Raw genomic sequence first — 17,705 nt, forward strand, 5'->3', positions numbered from 1 at the left:
GCCGCGCGGCATGGCCGTTGCTGCCTGTGGCGCAAAGGAGGCCCCGATGCCGTCTCGCCGCGCTCTGCTTGCCCTGCCCTTCCCGGCCACCGCCGCAAGCGCGGAGGAGGCCTGGCCCAGCCGCTCCATCCGGGTGATCATCCCCTTCGCCCCGGGCGGCTCCTCCGACATCGCCGCGCGGATCGTCGCGCCGCGGCTTTCCGCCCTGCTCGGCCAATCCCTGCTCATCGAGAATCGCGGCGGCGCAGGCGGCAATGTGGCGGCGGAGATGGCGGCGCGGGCGGCGCCGGACGGCTACACCCTGTTCCAGGGCAATATCGGCATCCTGGCGGTGAACCCGACGCTCTATCGCAGCCTGACCTGGAACCCGGTGGCGGATTTCGTCCCGATCTCCCACCTGCTCTCGGTCTTCTATGTCCTTGTCACGCCCATAGACCGGCCCTGGGGCGACCTCAAGGCGCTGATCGCTGCGGCGAAGGCGGCGCCGGAGACGCTGAGCGCGGGGAATTCCGGCGTCGGCAGCATGGGCCACCTGGCGCAGGCGCTGTTCGACCGGATGGCGGGGGTGCGGACGGTGCCGGTGCCCTACCGGGGCGGTGGGCCGCTGGCGAATGACGTGCTGGCTGGCAAGTTGGATTTCAGCTTCTCCACCGCGCCGACCGTGCTGCCGATGATCGAATCCAGGCGGGTGAAGGCGCTGGCGGTGGCCACGGCGACCCGCACCACCCTGCTGCCCCAGGTGCCGACCATGGCGGAGGCGGGGCTGCCCGGCTTCGAGGTGCCGAACTGGGATTCCTGGCTGGCGCCGCGCGGCACGCCGCCGGCCGTGCTGGCGAAGCTGCAGGCCGCCCTGCGTCAGGTGCTGACGCAGCCAGAGGTGGTGGCGGAATTCGCCAGGCGCGGCATGGAAACCTTCCCCAGCAGCCCCGAACAACTCGGGGCCGAGATCCCGCAGCGCATCGCGCAATTCGCCCCGATCGTCCGCGCCACCGGGGCGACGCCAGACTAGAGCGTTTTCGGTTCACATGCGTTCACCGAAAACGCTCTACGCCGTTGTTCGCAGAGCAGATTCACGCCTTCGGGCGATGCCGCCCTACGGCGATCTGCTCTAAGCCCAGACTAAGCAATGCGGCGTACCACGGCATTCCAGGGTCTCATGGGCCTTCCACGGCTTGGCGGCGGAAGGCCATGGGCAGCGGCAGGGGGCGACAGGCGCCGCGGTCTCGTCTCGAGGCCGCAGCGGTCCCGGAGTCGCCGGTCGCCGGAGGCCTCGCACCGCCGGCAGCGGGGCCCGGCATGGCAACCGGCGGGCGGATGGCGGAGGGGATGGCATGCCGTCTGGGTTGCACTTCCCGGCAAAGGCACTAAACCTGGGCAGGCATCGCCTCCGGGTTAGGCGGGCTGCCCCGATTTTCCGCCGGTCTTCAGCAATCCTGAGGTCGGCTTCGTGATATTTGCACGGCGCCCCTCCAAGACGCTTGCCATTTGTCGCGACCTGTTCTCCAAGAGGGGTTTGGAAGGATCGGCGTCCTCCACCCCCGGGATGCGCCGCAGGAGACCGAAGAGTTCTAGATATGGCCAAAAACGAGAGCTGGCGCCCCCGCAAGTCCCGCAAGCGCGGCTTCGATGACGACGGGCCGGATTTCGGCGGCTGGGCCCCCCCGCCGCCGATGCCGGGTGGTCCTCCACCGATGAGGCAGTCCTCCGTGTTCGCTTCCGGTCCGGAGGTGAAGGCGGTGGTGAAATGGTTCAACCCGGAGAAGGGATTCGGCTTCGTCGAGCTCGGTGACGGCTCGGGCGACGCCTTCCTGCACGTCTCCGTGGTGCAGCGCGCCGGCGCCGATGCGGTCGCCCCCGGCGCCAATCTGCGGGTCCGCGTCGGCCCCGGCCAGAAGGGCCAGCAGGTGACCGAGGTGCTGGAGATCGCCGAGGGCGAGGCGCCTCCGCCGCGCTCCGGCGGCTTCGGCGCCGGCCCGCGGGCCGGCGGCTTCGGCGGCGGCGGCGGCGGCGGGCGCGGCTTCGTGCCCTCCGGCCCAGCCGAGGAGGTGCGCGGCACCGTGAAGTGGTACAGCGCGGAGAAGGGCTTCGGCTTCGTCTCCCCGGAAGGCGGCGGGCGGGACGTCTTTGTCCACGCCACGGCGCTGGAGCGCAGCGGCCTGCCCCCGCTCGGCGAAGGCCAGGCGGTGGTGATGCAGGTGGTCCAGGGCAAGAAAGGCCCTGAGGCCTCCTCCCTGACCAAGGCCTGATCCATGCTTCCCCATGGCGCCCCGGCGCCATGGGGTTTCCCGGGACCGCGACCTGAACCGCATGCGGCCCGGCCTTCCGCGGCAAGGCGGCATGGTCCGGAGTGCCGCAAAAACCCGCAGCTTGCGTGATTTTCAGCCGGGCGGGGCTGGCCCGGCCCTGCCGCTTCCCCCATAATCACGCCAATGAAGCGTGGAAGTTGGGGAGGGCCTCACGGATGTTGCTGCGGCGGGAACGCGCCATGACCGCGGTCGCGATCATGCTGGATGTCGCCTTCCATGCCGGCCGCAGCGAGGCAGTGAGCGCCGCCGACATCGCCGAGCGCCTGGGCCAGGCGCGGCGGGGCATCGAGCCCGTTCTGCAGAACCTCTCCCGCGCCGGTTTGCTGGACAGCATCCGTGGCCCGAAGGGCGGCTACCGGCTGGGCCGGCCGCCGCGGGAACTGCGCTTGGCCGAGATCGTGGCGACGGTGCTGGACGAGGATGGCGGCAATGCCGAGGCCCCGGCCGGGCGGCTGCAGGCCGCGGTGGTGCATCCGCTCTGGGCGGAGATGGAGGCGCTGTGCCGCGACCATCTGGCGCGGCTGACGGTGGCAGACCTCATCAAGCGCGCTGCCGCCGCCGGGGTGAAGCGGCCGACCGTGGAGCCGCTGAACTTCGTGATCTGACCGCCGGCGGCGCCTCGCGCTCCCGGGCGCAAAGGGTCGAGGGGGTTTCGGCCCCTGGCCTGGGGGAGCGCGAGGGGAGCAGCGCTCCCCTCGCTACCGTGCGGCGTTCAGCGCCCGCCACACCTTCTCCGGCGTCAGCGGCATGTCCAGATGCGTCACGCCCCGCGGCCGCAGCGCGTCCAGTACGGCATGCACCACGGTCTGCGGCGCGCCGATCGCCCCCGCCTGCCCCACGCCCTTCACGCCAAGCGGGTTCGATGCCGTGGGCAGCTCCCGCAGGGTGATGTCGAGGTCCGGCAGATCCTCCGCCCGCGGCAGGGCATAATCCATGAAGGAGGCGGAGAGGATCTGGCCGGAGCCGGCCTCATAGGCCACCTCCTCCAGCAGCGCCTGGCCGATGCCCTGGGCGAGCCCGCCCTGCACCTGGCCGGTGGTCAGCACGGGGTCGATCAGCCTTCCGTAATCATCCACCGCCCGGTAGCGCAGCAGGGCGACCTGGCCGGTCTCCGGGTCCACCTCCACCTCCGCCGCATGGGCGCCGGCGGGGAAGGTGACGAGTTCCGAGAGGTTCTTCGCCTCGGCATCGAGGCCGGGGCTCATGCCCTCCGGCAGCAGGGCGGGGTCGCGGGCGGCGGTGGCGAGTGCCTCCAGCGCCATCTCCTGACCGGTGGAAGGCAGGGTGAAGCGGCCGCCGTCAAAGACCAGCGCCTCCGGCGCCGCCTGCAGCAGATGGGCGGCGAGCAGCCGGGCCTTCTCCAGCACCTTGTCCATTGCCATCACCAGCGCCGTGCCGCCGACATGCAGCGAGCGCGCCCCGCCATGGCCATTGCCGAAGGTCACCTGCGCGGTATCCGCCTGGACCAGCCGGAAGCGCTCCGCCGGCAGGCCGAGATGCCCGGCGGCGATGCGGGGGAAGCTGGTCTCATGCCCCTGGCCGTTGGACTGCGTGCCGATGGCGAGGTCCACCATGCCGTCCGGGGCAAAGCGCACCGCCGCCCATTCATGCGGCGCACCGCGGGAAGTCTCGAGGAAGCCGGCAATGCCGAGACCTCGCAGCTTGCCACGCGACTCGCTCTCGGCGCGGCGGGCGGCGAAGCCGGCGCGATCGGCCAGCGCCTCCAGATCGGCGAGGTTCTCGCCGAAGCGGCCGCAATCCATCAGCATCCCGGTGGCGCTGCGATAGGGGAAGGCGGCGATGGCGTTGACGCGGCGGATCTCCACCGCGTCCCGCCCCAGCGCCCGCGCCGCCGCCTCCACCAGCCGCTCCGTCAGGTAATTCGCTTCCGGCTTGCCGGCGCCGCGATAGGCATCGACCGGCAGGGTATTGGTGAAGGCGCCCGTCACCTCGAGGAAGATGGCGGGAATGGCATAGATGCCGCCGATGGCGGTGGAGACGGAATTGGTCGGGCAGGCCGGACCGTTGGCCGAGCAATAGGCGCCGAGATCGCCGACCATCCGCGCATGCAGGGCGAGGAAGCGGCCCTCCGCATCCAGCGCCAGCTTCGCCGTGCCGCGATAGTCGCGGGCATGGACGGAGGCGGTGAACTCCTCCGTCGCCTCGCCCACCCAGGCCACCGGCGCGCCCAACCGCCGCGCGGCGGAGAGCAGGCAGACATATTCGGGGAAGAGAAAATTCTTGGCGCCGAAGCCGCCGCCGACATCCGGGCAATGCAGCCGGAAGGCATCCTCCGGCAGCTTGAACACCGCGGTGGCGAGCTGGCGGCGGATATTGTGCACGCCCATGCCGGAGAAGAGCAGATCGAAGCGCCCGTCCGCATAGCGCGCCACCGCGCCGCGCGGCTCCATCGGCACGGCGTGGACACGGTTGTTGATGAGGTCGAGCTCCACGCCATGGGCGGCGGCGGCGAAGCCAGCCTCCATAGCGGCGCGGTCGCCGCGCTCGAAGCGGAAGGCGATGTTGCCGGGGGCTTCCGGCCAGAGCTGGGGCGCATCGGGGGCGAGGGCGGCGCGGCTTTCCACCACGGCATCCAGCGGCTCGTACTCCACCAGGATCGCCTCGGCCGCGTCGCGCGCCTGCGCCGCCGTTCCGGCCACGACGAAGGCGACGCATTCGCCGACATGCTTCACCTGATCCCGCGCCAGGGCATGGCGGGCGGGGATGATGATTGGCGCCAGGGTCGCCACCTGGGCCGGGCAGGGCAGCGGGCCGAGCCCTTCCTCCGCCAAGTCGGCGCCGGTCAGCACCAGGCGCACGCCGGGCATGGCGCGCGCCTCGCTGGTGTCGATGGCAAGGATGCGGGCATGGGCGTGCGGGCTGCGCAGCACCGCGGCGTGCAGCGCATCCGCCGGGATCAGATCCGCCAGGTAGCGCCCCTGGCCGGTGAGGAAGCGCTGGTCCTCGCGGCGGCTCACAGCGGGTCTCCATTGCCGCCGCCCGGCAGGGGCGTGGGCACCCACCATTCCTCGCCGCGGGCGGTGGTGACGTATTCCGGCCAGCGCAGGTCGACGGGCGGGACGAAATCCTTCGGCAGCAGGGGCGGCACCCATTTGCTGCCGCCGATGCCGCCGCCCGTGCGGTGGCGCCATTCCGCCTGCGCCGCCGCCAGCAGCCCGGGCTTGGCGGCGAGGTCCACCAGGGTCAGCGCCATGGTGCGGCCGGCGACGAACATGCCGGGGTCGATGGCGGAGGGCAGGCCGCCGAGGGCATTGTAGGTCCAGCCGGGGTAATCGTAATTCGGGTCCGGCGCCTTCAGCCGGGGCCGCGCCGTCAGCAGCCGGACGGTCGGGCAGTGCCAGCAGAATTCCACGTAATCGTCGGCCGAGAGGTGGTGCTGCCATTCCGGCAGGAAGCGGCGCAGCCCGGCCTCGAATTCCTCGGGCGGCGTCAGCTTGAGGTTGGCCGGGGCGAAGGGCTCCTCCATCGGCGTCAGGCCGAGGTTGCGCTGGATCTCCCGCGCGAAGCCCAGCGCCTCCTGGTTGTAGCCGGGCGCGCCCACCGCCTGCAGGTTCGCCCAGGTCGCTTCCGTCAGCACCGTATTGGCCAGGCCGACGCGCGTCTTCGTCACCCAGCGGATCGAGGCGCGGCAATGCGTCGCCATCGCCGCGCTGCGGGCATTGTTCTCCAGCACCTTCGTGATCTGCTGCATGATCTTCAGGTCGGAGGCGCGCCAGGAATACTGGATCTGGGTGAAGCGCGGCGCGAGGTTGTCCGAGGTGGCGTCGCCGCCGGCCAGGATGCACTCGTTCAGCGTCCAGGCGCCGGCATGCGGGAACATCGCCTCCTTCGTCGTCTTGGTCGTCATGTACATCAGCATCAGCGCGTCGATTGCGCCGGGGGCGCGGGCGGCGGCGTGGGAGACGTCGCGGATCGGCAGCAGGGATTTGTCGATCCAGCTCTCGGGCGACGGGCATTCGAAGGTGAAGACGGCGGACCAATAGGCGCCGAACTGCGTCTCCGCCGTCACCGTGTTCTGCAGATGCGGGTGATAGACCACGGCGGCGTCGAGGCCGTCGTAATAGCCCTTGGCGGCATGGACGGGCTTGGAGCCGCAGACCTTCTCCGCCGGCTCCCCGAACAGCACCAGCCGGCCGGGAATGCCATGGGCGGCGAAGGCGGCCTTGGCGGCGAGGATGCCGGTCAGCGCCGCGGTGCCGAGCGAGGAATGCGGGTCCGTATGCCCGGCGGCATAGGGGTGCAGCCCGTCCCGCGGCTTCGGGTAGGGCACCACATCCTGGTTCTGGCCGGGCACGGCATCGTATTCGGAGAAGCTGGCGAGCACCGGGCCGCCCTGGCCCCAGCGCGCGACGAAGGCGGTGGGCATCTCGCCCGAGCCCGCCTCCACCTCGAACCCCTCCGCCCGCAGCAACTCCACATAGGCGGCGGCGGATTTGTATTCGCGCCAGGCGGGCTCGGCGAACTCCCAGATGCGGCGGTTGAAGGCGGACAGCCGCGCCTCATTCGCGCCGATCCAGTCGAGCGCGGTGGCACGGGCGGCTTCGAGTTGGGACATCACGCTCTCCCTGCAGGCCGCCGATGGTAACGAAAGGATGGCAGGGCTGGAAACCACCGGCCGGCTCGCATGATGCCTCAATGACGTTGCGGTCCCGGCCGGCCCTGGCGGCTGCCGCCGGCCGCGGCGGCAGGATATGTCCCGGGGGCCGGGATCTCCATCAGGGGACCGCCATGTCAGACACCGTTGCCCTGCCCGGGGCGGCCGGCGATGCCGTCCGCCGCCCCTCGCTCGATGCGCGGCCGCATCCCGCCATCGGTATCGGCTTCGTCGGCGTCCTCGTCGCCGGCCTCGCCTACATCCTCTACAGCCTTCAGGGCGACATTGCCGAGGCCGGCAGCCCGCCGCTGGAACTCGGCGTCTTCGGCCTGCTGGCGCTCGCCCTGCTGGTCGCGCTGGGCTTCGAATTCGTCAACGGCTTCCACGACACGGCGAATGCGGTGGCGACGGTGATCTACACCCACAGCCTGCCGGCGCATGCGGCCGTGGTGTGGTCCGGGCTGTGGAACTTCCTCGGCGTGCTGGCCTCGGCGGGCGGCGTCGCCTACAGCGTGCTGAACCTGCTGCCGGTCGAGCTCATCCTGCAGGTCGGCAGCGCCGCCGGCTTCGCCATGATCTTCGCGCTGCTGATCGCCGCCATCCTGTGGAATCTCGGCACCTGGGCCTTCGGCCTGCCGGCCTCCTCCTCCCACACGCTGATCGGTTCCATCATCGGCGTCGGCCTCGCCAACCAGATGCTGGCGCCCACCGGCACCGCCACCTCGGGCGTGGACTGGACCCAGGCGCGCGGGGTGTTCGAGGCGCTGCTGCTCAGCCCGCTGGTCGGCTTCGGCTGTTCGGCGCTGCTGCTGCTCGCGCTCAAGCTCACGGTGCGGGTGCCGGCACTGTACCGGGCACCGGAAGGCGACAGCCGGCCGCCCTTCTGGATCCGCGGGCTGCTGATCCTCACCTGCACCGGCGTCTCCTTCGCGCATGGCTCGAATGACGGGCAGAAGGGGATGGGGCTGATCATGCTGATCCTGATCGGCGCGGTCCCCACCGCCTATGCGCTGAACCGCACCATGCCCAATTCCGCCACGCCGCATTTCGTCGCAATGACGGAAGAGGCGCGCGCCGTCTTCAACGCCCACGCCGCCGGCGAGACGATGCCGGAGCTCAGCACCGCCCGGGCGAAGGTGGCGGAGGCGGTGCAGACGCGGGAGCCGCATGGGGCGGAGACCTTCGCCGCCCTCTCCGTCCTGGCCGGTGACATTGCCGGGCAGGTGCAGCGGCATGGCGGGCTGCGCACCATCCCGGCCGCGCAGACGCCGAATGTGCGCAACGACATGTACCTCGCCTCCGACCTGCTGCAGGTGCTGCAGCGGCAGGGCAATGCCGGGCTGGCGGCGGCGGAGACGGCGACGCTGCGGCAGTACCGCGAGCTGCTGGAGGCCAGCACCCGCTACATCCCGATCTGGGTGAAGGTGGGCGTCGCCATCGCGCTTGGCCTGGGCACCATGGTGGGGTGGAAGCGCATTGTGGTGACGGTGGGGGAGCGGATCGGCAAGACCCACCTCACCTATGCCCAGGGCGCGGCAGCGGAGCTGGTGGCGGCGGCAACGATCGGCGCGGCGGACGCCTTCAAGCTGCCGGTCTCGACCACGCATGTGCTGTCGTCCGGCGTCGCCGGGACCATGGCGGCCAATGGCTCCGGCCTGCAATGGTCCATGGTGCGCAACATCGCGCTGGCCTGGGTGCTGACCCTGCCGGCGGCGATGCTGCTGGCGGGCGCGCTCTACGCCCTGTTCCGCGTGCTGTTCTGAAACGGGCGGGCGGGGTCGGGCGCCCCGCCCCATGGCTCAGCCGCGGGCGAGCCGCTTCGCGACGAATTCCAGCCGGTCCTGGCCCCAGAACAGGTCCTCGCCGATGACATAGGTGGGCGCGCCGAAGACGCCGCGGTCGAGCGCCGCCTGGGTATCGGCCAGGCGCTTCTCCGCCCAGCGCGGCTCCTGGCCCAGGGCCAGCACCTTCTCCGCCTCCAGCCCCACTTCGGCGATCAGCCGGCCGAGGGTCGGCAGGTCGCCCGGGTCCAGCTCATCCTCCCAGCAGGCCTTGAGGATGCGGTGGCCGAGGCGGATGGCCTCCGCGTCACCAATCGTCTCCCGCACCGCGATGACGCAGGTGGCCGCCGGCAGCTCCTTCGCCGGGAAGTGCTTCGGCCGGATGTGGATGGGAATGCCGAGATGCTCCCGCCACCGCGCCAGCTCCTGCAGCCGGTAGGCCTGGCGCTGCGGGCTGCGCTTCGGCAGCGGGAAGCCGCCGGAGGCAGGGAAGATGGTGCCGAAATCCACCGGCCAGATGCGCAGGCTGGCGCCATGCTGCGCCGCCAGCGCCTCGATGCGCGCGGCACCCAGATGGGTCCAGGGGGAGTTCAGGGAAGCATAGTAGTCGATATGCAGCGCCATGCGTGGTCTCCTCGGTCCGCGAGGGGCGTCGCGCCGCGAGGCGCGCCTTGCGGCGCAACCCCTCTCGGGCCCACCCCGCCAAAGGCCGAAGGGCCTTTGGAAACCATGAGTTTGAGCGGGCAGGTTCAGCCTGCCGCCTCGAGGGTTCAAAGGGGCTGGACGCACTGCGTCCAACCGGCCCTTTGGCGAGGGGGGAGTTTGAGGGAGGGCGGAGCCCTTCCTCAACCCGCGGTCAAGGGCGCCGCCGTCTTCGCCTGCGCCTCTTCGAAGCTCACCCCCGGCGCCAGCTCCTTCACCGTGAAGCCGCCGCCATTGGGTGCAAAGAGGCCGAGATTGGTCGCCACCAGCGTCACCACCCCGCGCGCCGTCACCGGCAGGGTGCAGCGCGGCAGCAGCCGGGATTCCCCCTTCCGCGTCGTATGCTCCAGGATGATGAAGACCCGCTGCGCGCAGGCCGCCAGGTCCATGGCACCGCCGATGCCGCCGCCCAGCTGGCCGGCCAGCTTCCAATTGGCGAAATCGCCGCCGGCCGAGACCTCATAGGCCCCCATCACCGTCACATCGATCCGGCCGCCGCGGATGATGCCGAAGCTGTCCGCATGGTGGACGATCGCCGCGCCCGGCTTCAGCGAGACATTCTGCCCGCCGGCATTCACCAGGTGCAGATCCTCCTGCCCCGCCGGCAGCACCGGGCCGTAGCCGATGACGCCGTTCTCCGCGTGGTAGATGATGTCGCGGTCGCCAATGTCGGTGTTGCTGCACAGCGTCGGAATGCCGACGCCGAGATTGACGATCCAGCCATCCTGGAACTCGTTGGCCAGGCGGTCGGCCATCTGCTGGCGGTCCCAGCCCTTGGTCTCCGTCGTGCTGCTCATCGCGCGCGCTCCTGCCGGCGGACGGTCCAGAGCCCCTCGGGGGCGGGCGGAATCTTCACCATGCGCTGGACGAAGATGCCGGGGGTGTGGATGTGGTCGGGGTCCAGGCTGCCGGCGGGCAGGATCTCCTCCTCCACCTCCACCACCACCAGCTTCGCGGCGGTGGCCATCAGCGGGCAGAAATTCCGCTGCGCCAGGCGGAATTGCAGGTTGCCGGCGGTATCGGCGCGCCAGGCGCGGATGAAGGCGACGTCGCAGGGCAGCGCGTATTCCAGCAGGTATTCGCGGCCGTTGATGATGCGCGTCTCGCGGCCCTCGGCCAGCTCCGTGCCGACGGCGGTGGGCGTGTAGAAGGCCGGGATGCCGGCGCCGGCGGCGCGCAGCCGCTCGGCCAGCGTGCCCTGCGGCACCAGCTCGGCCGCCACCTCGCCACGCTCGTAATAGGGGGTGAAGGGCAGCTGGTCGGTCGGGCGCGTCGCAGCGGTGAAGGCGCAGATCACCTTCGCCACCTGGCCGTTCTCCACCAGCATGCCGATATCCGGCATGCGCGGCTGATGCGCGCCGCCCGTGGTATTGGCGATGCAGGTCAGGCGCTTGGCCCCCTGCTCCAGCAGCGCCTTGGTCAGGTTGTAGGGCGTGCCCGGGCCGGCGAAGCCGCCGAAGGCGATGGTGGCGCCGTCCGGGATGTCCGCCACCGCCTCGGCAAAGCTGCCGAAAACCTTGTTCCTTGCCATGCGCGGCGTCTCCTCCTCTCCGTTGCGCGGCAGGGTGGCGCGGTCCGCGCTGCGCGTCCAGCTTGCCCAGGGCCGGCAGGGCGTGCTGCGCTGCTGGCGATGCACCCGCCACGCCGCTTGGTCGCGCCGGGTGGCTGGCCCTTTGCCCCCCGGCGCGCTGCCACCCTATGCGCCCTGCCCCACAAGAGGGCGGGTGGCGGGGAGCCTGCCGGTGCGGGCGGTAGGCGGGGACGGGCAGGAGGGCTGGGACGAGGTCGCCCCGCGCCGCCCATGGCGGGGAAGCTGCTGCCGGGCATGGGGCGGCGATGACGCACGACGCTTCGGCGCCCGCCATCCAGAGGACAGGCCATCCCGCCGCCACCCTCGCTACGGTGGCGGCGGCGCGAGCGGGGCCCGGTCTGACGTCCATTTATCCGACGATGCAGACACAGCCTGGGACCGGGATGCGGCATTGCGCGTCCGCCGCGCCATGCCGCTTTGCATGCTGGACTATCCGGAGCAGCCTCTGGCGGATGACGCGCGAGACGGCCTGGCGGCCCGCATCGCCGCCGAGGCCCGCCCGATCTCCGGGGATGAGAGGCTGCACGGCATGGCCGACATCGCCGGGCAGGCGGCAAATGCCGCCGGATTGGAGGCCAAGCCGGGCGGGCTGCCGGCGACGCGGGCGGCGAATACGCCGGCGCGATCATGCGGCTGCGCAGGCCCCGGCATGCCGGACCGCGGGGATCGGCGTGGCGGCCAAGCAGGCGTCAGCCTCGTCCAAGGCCCTGCCGATGGAGGATGGGGTGGCGCCATCGCGCTGGCGGACGGGGCACGCCACCTGCCGGCCCGGTCAGCCCTGGCGGCGCGGTGGCCAGAAGCCGGCAGGTTCGGCCCTCCGCCGCCCGCAAGCGGCGACAGCGGCCGACCGCCGCGGCATGGCCGCCCACCCTGGGGCCATCGGCCCCGGGGAAGCGGCCCTTCGGCTCAGGCCGCTTCGGCAGCGGCAGTGGCGGTGCGGCTGCTGCTCTCGCCACGGGCCGCCGCGGCCATGTTGGCGCGCAGCTCCTTGAGGAAGGTCTGCCCCGCCGCGGTCTGCTGAACGATGACGCTGCGACGGTCCAGCGGGTCCGTCTTGCGCCGGGCGAAATCCAGCTCCCCGAGCCGGTCGAGGGCGCGGGTGATGGCGGGCTTGGAGACGCGCAGCTCCGCGGCCAGGCCTCGCACGGTGTGCGGCCCCTCAGTCAGGTAGACCGTCAGCAGCACGGCGAGCTGACGGGCCGAAAGGTCGGCCCCGTCGCGCCGCACCATGGCCAGGATCGTTTCGCGCAGCACATGCGCCAGCCCGTGGGCGTCGTCCGAGAGGTTCATGACCGTTCCTGCCTGTCCTTCCTGGATCGCCCCCGGCGGGGGCAAGTATCGAGCATGGATGCAGACGGCATCGTGTCGCCTGCATTCCATATCAACGTGTATTCCGTAAGAAGACACAACTTATAAGGGTATCTTAAGCGGAATGCGGCCGCTTTCGAGAGGAAATGCCGGAGCAAACGGTCTTATCGCGAGGGTGTTATCAACTTTCGACCCGAACCTCATTGCGCCGCTCCGTTCGGGGCGGCGGTGTGCCGGGCCAGCGGCGTTGCCGGCGGCAGCCATGGCCGCCGCTGCCGTCCCTCTCCTTGGCCTTCCGGATGGGCCCCGGGGCGGAGCGCGACTCTGCACCCGCTTCCCGCCGCTTCGGTCAGCAGGATTGCCGCGGCTTCCCCCGCCGCTTGGTCGCGGTGGCAAGCCGGGCTTGCCTCCGGCCGCGCCGCCGGAATCGCCTCGCATGCGGCCGAGGCAATCCCCTGGCGCCAACCCTTACGCCCGGTGGCCTGCCGGTCCCGGGCCGGCCGGGGCGCCAGAACACGGGTCCGCACGGCAGAAAGAAGGGGTTACGCCATGGCGCCTGCCCGTCACGCCGCGTCGCACCCGACCGCCGGTCCTCCCATGCCGGCCGGCGTGAGGGAATGGCGCGGCGGGCGTCAGCCCTCGGCTGCAGCCAGGGCGAGCCCGGCGGTGAAGCCCCAGCGCCCGGACAGCAGCGCCTCCGGCGCCAGCGCGGCGCTCTGGCGCAGATGCCACAGCCGCTCATACGCCGCGATGAGCCCCCAGATGTCCTGGCGACGGCGGCGGAGATCCGCCTCCGCGGCCATCGCCTCCTCCCCCACCGCCAGCAGCTTGCCGGCCAGGTCCAGCCTGCCCTCGTCGCAGGCCCGGTGAACCGCCGCCAGGATCGTATCCGGCAGGCGGCGGCTGCGCCGGGGAAGGTGTGGACGATCGGCTTCGGGGAGCATCGGCTTGGCCTTCATCCATATCTCCGGACCGGCAGCGAGCCCCGGCCCGGGCGCTGACCACGGGGGCGCGGCCTTGGCGCCCTGCGGCAGCCAGGGGGCAGATCGGCATGGATGGGCAAAACCCATGCCATGGAACGCCGGGCCTGAATTCAACATCTTGTGGCATAACGGGGGCCGGCCCCCCTGCCCCTGTAAAGCAGGCCGACACGCGCACGCCCCCTTGCCCTGCCTTGCAGGTCGTTATATCCGATTGTTTATAACGACGTCGCGCAGGAGGACTCCATGCCCTATCCCCAGCTCCAGCTCTGCATCGGCGGCGAATGGCGCAGCCGGCCCGGCCGGCCCGTACTGAATCCCCTGGACGACAGCGTGCTGGGCGAGCTGCCGCACGCCACGCCGGACGACCTGGCGGATGCGCTGGACGCCGCCATCGCCGGCGGCCGCGCCTGGCGCCGCACCGCCCCCGCTCGCCGGGCCGAGGTGATGCGCCGCGCCGCCGCCCTGCTGCGGGAGCGCGCCGACGCCATCGCCGAGGCGGTGACGCTGGAACAGGGCAAGCCGCGCGCCGAGGCGCGGGTCGAGGTCCAGCGCGCCGCCGACATCATCGACTGGGATGCCGAGGAAGGCCGCCGCGCCTATGGCCGCGTCATCCCCGCCGAGCCCGGCATGCGCCACATCGTGCTGCGGGAGCCGATCGGCCTCGTCGCCGGCTTCGCGCCGTGGAATTTCCCGGTGAGTTCGCCGACGCGGAAGGTGGCCGGGGCACTCGCCGCCGGCTGCCCGATCATTCTCAAGGCCTCGGAGGAGACGCCGGCCGGCGCGCAGTTCCTTGTGCAGGCCTTCCTCGATGCCGGGCTGCCGGCGGGGGCGCTGAGCCTGGTCTTCGGCGTGCCCGGCGAGATCTCCGAATACCTGATTCCACGCCCGGAGGTGCGGCTCGTCACCTTCACCGGCTCGGTGCCGGTGGGCAAGAAGCTCTCGGCCCTGGCCGGGGCGCATATGAAGCCGGTGATCATGGAGCTCGGCGGCCATGCCCCGGTCATCGTCTGCGGCGATGCGGATCCGGAGGCGGCGGCGGCCATGTCGGCGCTGGTGAAGTCGCGCAATGCGGGACAGGTCTGCGTCTCGCCGACGCGCTTCTTCGTGGAGGATGCGGTGCACGACCGCTTCGCCGCGCGCTTCGGTGAGGCCGCGCGGCAGCTGCGCATCGGCAATGGGCTCCACCCGGCGGTGGCGATGGGGCCGCTCGCCAATCATCGCCGGGTGGAGGCGATGGAGCGGCTGGTCGCCGATGCCGTCGCCCGCGGCGCGCGGGTGCTGGCGGGCGGCGAGCGCCAGGGCAATCGCGGCTGCCTCTTCCCGCTGACCGTGCTGGCCGATGTGCCGGAGGATGCGCTGGCGATGCGGGAGGAGCCCTTCGGCCCGCTGGCGCTGATCAGCCGCACTCGCGGCATCGAGGAGGCGATCGCCCGCGCCAATGCGCTGCCCTACGGCCTCGCCGCCTATGCCTTCACCCAATCGGCGCCGAATGTGGACCGGCTGGCGGAGGAGGTGGAGTGCGGCAATCTCTCCATCAACCACCTCGTCGCCTCGGTGCCGGAGACGCCCTTCGGCGGGGTGAAGGACAGCGGCTATGGGCGGGAGGGCGGCAGCGAAGGGCTGGCCTGCTACACGGTGACGAAGAACGTCTCCCACCGCGTGGCGGGAACGGCCTGATCCCGCTCACGCGCCGCCGCGAAGGCCGGTCCGGGAAGCCAAAGGGGGTGGACGCAGCGCGTCCACCTCCCATAGGCGGATGGGATCCGGGGAAGACAGCGCCTTCCCCGGCCGGTCACTCGGCGGCCGCGGCGTCCTCGTTCTCCTCGCCGCCCACCAGCATGGCATTGGCGACGACGCCCGCCTGGGCCCGCACCTTCTGCTCGATGGCGGCGCCGATCTGCGGGTTGTCCCGCAGGAACTGCTTGGCATTCTCCCGCCCCTGGCCGATCCGCTGGCCCTCGGCGCTGAACCAGGCCCCGGACTTCTCGACGATGCCGGCCTTCACGCCGAGATCGATGAGCTCGCCGAGCTTCGAGATGCCCTCGCCATACATGATGTCAAAATCGACGACGCGGAAAGGCGGCGCCATCTTGTTCTTCACCACCTTCACCCGGGTCTGGTTGCCCACCACGCTCTCGCGGTCCTTGATGGCGCCGATGCGGCGGATCTCCAGGCGGACCGAGGCGTAGAATTTCAGCGCATTGCCGCCCGTGGTCGTCTCCGGGTTGCCGAACATGACGCCGATCTTCAGCCGGATCTGGTTCAGGAAGATCAGCAGGCAGTTGGAGCGGGAGACGGTGCCGGTCAGCTTGCGCAGCGCCTGGGACATCAGGCGCGCATGCAGGCCGACATGGCTGTCGCCCATCTCGCCCTCGAGCTCCGCCCGCGGCACCAGCGCCGCGACGCTGTCCACCACCAGCACGTCGATGGCGCCGGAGCGCACCAGCGTGTCGCAGATCTCGAGCGCCTGCTCGCCCGCATCGGGCTGGCTGATCAGCAGGTTATCGACATCGACGCCGAGCTTCTTGGCATAGCCGGGGTCGAGCGCATGCTCGGCGTCGATGAAGGCGCAGGTACCGCCCTTCTTCTGCGCCTCGGCGATCGCGTGCAGCGCGAGCGTCGTCTTGCCCGAGCTTTCCGGACCGTAGATCTCGATGATGCGGCCCTTCGGCAGGCCGCCGATGCCGAGCGCGATGTCGAGGCCGAGGGAGCCGGTCGAGACCACCTCGATCTCGCCATCCTGTGCCTGGCGCGCGCCCATCTTCATGATGGAACCCTTGCCGAAGGCCCGCTCGATCTGGCTCAGCGCGGCGTCGAGCGCCTTTCCCTTGTCCATCCTTGATTATCCCCGCTGTTGCGCGCCACTGCCCCGACCCTGACGCGGCACAACCGAGACTTGCAGAAGCTCGGGTTGTGTCGCCGGAACGTTAACACGCAGAGGCTTGGCATTGGAACTGTATCGCAACTTATTCCGCAGCCCCTGCTGCGCTGGACACAATATGCCCTCGGGGCAGGCCGCAGACAAGAACATTAAGTAAACATCGGGTCGCGAGAGCGGATTTTATCCGCTCTCCGCGGCCCCCGCTTCCGCCCTCGCTTCTGCCCTCGCTTCTGCCCCTGGGGCTCCCCCCTGGGCCGCCCCGGGCAGCAGTTCCGCCATCGCCTGCCGCAGCCCTGCCGGGGCGAAGGGCTTGGCAAGGAAGCGAAACCCCTCCGCCGCCGGCGGGGCGCCGAGCAGGGATTCCGCGTAGCCGGAGAGCAGCAGCACCGGCAGGCCGGGCCAGAGCTGCCGCAGCCGCCGCGCCAGGACCAGCCCATCCTCCCCCGGCATGGCGACGTCGCTGACCAGCGCCGCCGGCACCAGCCCCGCCGCCACCGCCTCCAGGGCGGCTTCGGCGCAATCGGCCACCACCACCTCATAACCGGCGCGCTGCAGCAGCCGCTCCCCCAGCTTGGCCAGGGGCGGCTCGTCCTCCACCAGCAGCACCGGGCCCCGACCCGCCCCGGCTGGCGGCGGCGCGGCGGCCTCGGGCTCCGGCGCGGGCCATTCCGCCGGGGCGTCCTGCCGCGGCAGGTGGATGCGGAAGCAGGTCCCCTCCCCCACCCGGCTGGTCACGCCGATCTGCCCGCCCGCCTGGGCGACGATGCCCTGCACCGTGGCGAGGCCCAGCCCGGTGCCGCCCTTCTCCGGCCTTGTGGTGAAGAAGGGCTCGAAGAGGCGGGGCAGGATCTCGGGCGGGATACCGCCGCCGCTGTCGGCCACCTCCAGCACCGCATAGCGCCCGGGCGGCAGGCCGCCCGCCCCCTCCCCCGCCGCCCGCAGCACCACGGCATGGCCGGTGGCGATCCGCAGCCGCCCGCCCTCCGGCATCGCCTGGCGGGCATTGGCAACGAGGTTCAGCAGGAGCTGGTCGAGCTGCCCGGGGTCGATCCGCACCCGCCGGCCCGGCTCCTCCAGCGCCAGCTCCAGCGCGATCCGGCTGCCGAGCAGCCGGCGCAGCAGTGGTGCCAGGCCGAGCAGGGCGGCGTTCAGCTCCAGGATCCGGGGCGCCACCGGCTGCTGCCGGGCGAAGGCGAGAAGCTGCGCGACGAGGCCCGCGCCGCGCCGCGCCGCCTCCTCCAGCGTGCCGAGATCCCCGGCCTGGCCGGGCTGCAGCCCCGCTTCCCGCAGCGCCGCCGCGCTGCCCAGGATGATGGCCAGCAGGTTGTTGAAGTCATGCGCGATGCCGCCGGCCATCCGGCCCACCGTCTCGAACCGGTCGGCGGTGGCCAGCCGCGCCTCCACCCGGCGCTCCGCGGTGCGGTCGGCGATGCGCAGCAGCAGCGCGCCGCCCGCCGCGGGCCAGGGCGTCGCCGTGACGTCCCAGGCGGTGTCGGCGGCCGCCACCGGATCGGCCGGGGCGGCGGCAAGGGGCGGCG

General features: G+C 71.5%; 14 protein-coding genes. 5 read left to right on the forward strand and 9 right to left on the reverse strand.

From position 1 onward, the window contains the following. The first annotated feature begins 46 nt into the window (after positions 1 to 46). The 3 genes from NJ376_RS23750 to NJ376_RS23765 all read left to right on the forward strand — a co-directional run bounded on the left by NJ376_RS23750 (position 47) and on the right by NJ376_RS23765 (position 2,911). Positions 47 to 1,009: a Bug family tripartite tricarboxylate transporter substrate binding protein gene (locus NJ376_RS23750; RefSeq protein WP_252955770.1), complete on the forward strand. Its 963-nt coding sequence runs from the start codon at positions 47 to 49 to the stop codon at positions 1,007 to 1,009. Between the two features lie 697 nt (positions 1,010 to 1,706). Next, entirely contained in the window at positions 1,707 to 2,246 is a 540-nt protein-coding gene (locus tag NJ376_RS29040) for a cold-shock protein (RefSeq protein WP_370288580.1), read from the forward strand. Positions 2,247 to 2,461: 215 nt separating this feature from the next. Beyond that, complete coding sequence (locus NJ376_RS23765; protein WP_252955771.1) at positions 2,462 to 2,911, forward strand: RrF2 family transcriptional regulator; 450 nt, start codon at positions 2,462 to 2,464, stop codon at positions 2,909 to 2,911. A 93-nt stretch (positions 2,912 to 3,004) separates the two neighbouring features. On the opposite strand, the gene NJ376_RS23770 is transcribed toward NJ376_RS23765, so the two are convergent. Then, positions 3,005 to 5,284, reverse strand: coding sequence for a xanthine dehydrogenase family protein molybdopterin-binding subunit (locus NJ376_RS23770; protein WP_252955772.1), 2,280 nt, complete (start codon positions 5,282 to 5,284; stop codon positions 3,005 to 3,007). Continuing rightward, complete coding sequence (locus NJ376_RS23775) at positions 5,281 to 6,882, reverse strand: zinc-binding metallopeptidase family protein (protein ID WP_252955773.1); 1,602 nt, start codon at positions 6,880 to 6,882, stop codon at positions 5,281 to 5,283. The genes NJ376_RS23770 and NJ376_RS23775 overlap by 4 nt, the downstream gene beginning before the upstream one ends. A gap of 173 nt (positions 6,883 to 7,055) precedes the next feature. Between NJ376_RS23775 and NJ376_RS23780 the strand changes: the two genes are divergently transcribed. Then, complete coding sequence (locus NJ376_RS23780) at positions 7,056 to 8,684, forward strand: inorganic phosphate transporter (protein ID WP_252955774.1); 1,629 nt, start codon at positions 7,056 to 7,058, stop codon at positions 8,682 to 8,684. A gap of 36 nt (positions 8,685 to 8,720) precedes the next feature. On the opposite strand, the gene NJ376_RS23785 is transcribed toward NJ376_RS23780, so the two are convergent. The 5 genes from NJ376_RS23785 to NJ376_RS23805 all read right to left on the reverse strand — a co-directional run bounded on the left by NJ376_RS23785 (position 8,721) and on the right by NJ376_RS23805 (position 13,262). Beyond that, entirely contained in the window at positions 8,721 to 9,326 is a 606-nt protein-coding gene (locus tag NJ376_RS23785) for a 2-hydroxychromene-2-carboxylate isomerase (RefSeq protein WP_252955775.1), read from the reverse strand. Positions 9,327 to 9,547: 221 nt separating this feature from the next. After that, positions 9,548 to 10,201 (reverse strand): 3-oxoacid CoA-transferase subunit B, encoded by a 654-nt coding sequence (locus NJ376_RS23790; protein WP_252955776.1) that lies wholly within the window; start codon positions 10,199 to 10,201, stop codon positions 9,548 to 9,550. Next, positions 10,198 to 11,040, reverse strand: a complete 843-nt coding sequence (locus NJ376_RS23795; protein WP_252955777.1) for a CoA transferase subunit A — start codon at positions 11,038 to 11,040, stop codon at positions 10,198 to 10,200. The genes NJ376_RS23790 and NJ376_RS23795 overlap by 4 nt, the downstream gene beginning before the upstream one ends. Positions 11,041 to 11,901: 861 nt before the next feature. Next, positions 11,902 to 12,285 carry a MarR family transcriptional regulator gene (locus NJ376_RS23800; RefSeq protein ID WP_252955778.1) on the reverse strand — a complete coding sequence of 128 codons (384 nt, stop codon included), beginning with the start codon at positions 12,283 to 12,285 and terminating at the stop codon, positions 11,902 to 11,904. Between the two features lie 650 nt (positions 12,286 to 12,935). Further along, complete coding sequence (locus tag NJ376_RS23805; protein WP_252955779.1) at positions 12,936 to 13,262, reverse strand: hypothetical protein; 327 nt, start codon at positions 13,260 to 13,262, stop codon at positions 12,936 to 12,938. 267 nt (positions 13,263 to 13,529) lie between these two features. On the opposite strand from NJ376_RS23805, the gene NJ376_RS23810 reads away from it, so the two are divergent. After that, positions 13,530 to 14,963, forward strand: a complete 1,434-nt coding sequence (locus tag NJ376_RS23810) for an NAD-dependent succinate-semialdehyde dehydrogenase (RefSeq protein WP_252955780.1) — start codon at positions 13,530 to 13,532, stop codon at positions 14,961 to 14,963. Between the two features lie 115 nt (positions 14,964 to 15,078). On the opposite strand, the gene recA is transcribed toward NJ376_RS23810, so the two are convergent. Together recA and NJ376_RS23820 are read right to left on the reverse strand one after the other, a co-directional pair. Further along, positions 15,079 to 16,122 carry a recombinase RecA gene (recA, locus tag NJ376_RS23815; protein ID WP_252955781.1) on the reverse strand — a complete coding sequence of 348 codons (1,044 nt, stop codon included), beginning with the start codon at positions 16,120 to 16,122 and terminating at the stop codon, positions 15,079 to 15,081. A 225-nt stretch (positions 16,123 to 16,347) separates the two neighbouring features. Continuing rightward, on the reverse strand, positions 16,348 to 17,705 hold a 1,358-nt coding region (locus tag NJ376_RS23820; protein ID WP_252955782.1), incomplete at its 5' end, for an ATP-binding protein.

The sequence above is a fragment of the Siccirubricoccus soli genome, assembly GCF_024178315.1.
Taxonomy (GTDB): domain Bacteria; phylum Pseudomonadota; class Alphaproteobacteria; order Acetobacterales; family Acetobacteraceae; genus Siccirubricoccus; species Siccirubricoccus soli.

Coding starts and splice junctions, on each gene's coding strand:
- NJ376_RS23750 (WP_252955770.1), top strand. CDS start 47: ATGCCGTCTCGCCGCGCTCTGCTTGCCCTGCCCTTCCCGGCCACCGCC.
- NJ376_RS23765 (WP_252955771.1), top strand. CDS start 2,462: ATGTTGCTGCGGCGGGAACGCGCCATGACCGCGGTCGCGATCATGCTG.
- NJ376_RS23775 (WP_252955773.1), bottom strand. CDS start 6,882: ATGTCCCAACTCGAAGCCGCCCGTGCCACCGCGCTCGACTGGATCGGC.
- NJ376_RS23780 (WP_252955774.1), top strand. CDS start 7,056: ATGTCAGACACCGTTGCCCTGCCCGGGGCGGCCGGCGATGCCGTCCGC.
- NJ376_RS23785 (WP_252955775.1), bottom strand. CDS start 9,326: ATGGCGCTGCATATCGACTACTATGCTTCCCTGAACTCCCCCTGGACC.
- NJ376_RS23790 (WP_252955776.1), bottom strand. CDS start 10,201: ATGAGCAGCACGACGGAGACCAAGGGCTGGGACCGCCAGCAGATGGCC.
- NJ376_RS23800 (WP_252955778.1), bottom strand. CDS start 12,285: ATGAACCTCTCGGACGACGCCCACGGGCTGGCGCATGTGCTGCGCGAA.
- NJ376_RS23805 (WP_252955779.1), bottom strand. CDS start 13,262: ATGAAGGCCAAGCCGATGCTCCCCGAAGCCGATCGTCCACACCTTCCC.
- NJ376_RS23810 (WP_252955780.1), top strand. CDS start 13,530: ATGCCCTATCCCCAGCTCCAGCTCTGCATCGGCGGCGAATGGCGCAGC.
- recA (WP_252955781.1), bottom strand. CDS start 16,122: ATGGACAAGGGAAAGGCGCTCGACGCCGCGCTGAGCCAGATCGAGCGG.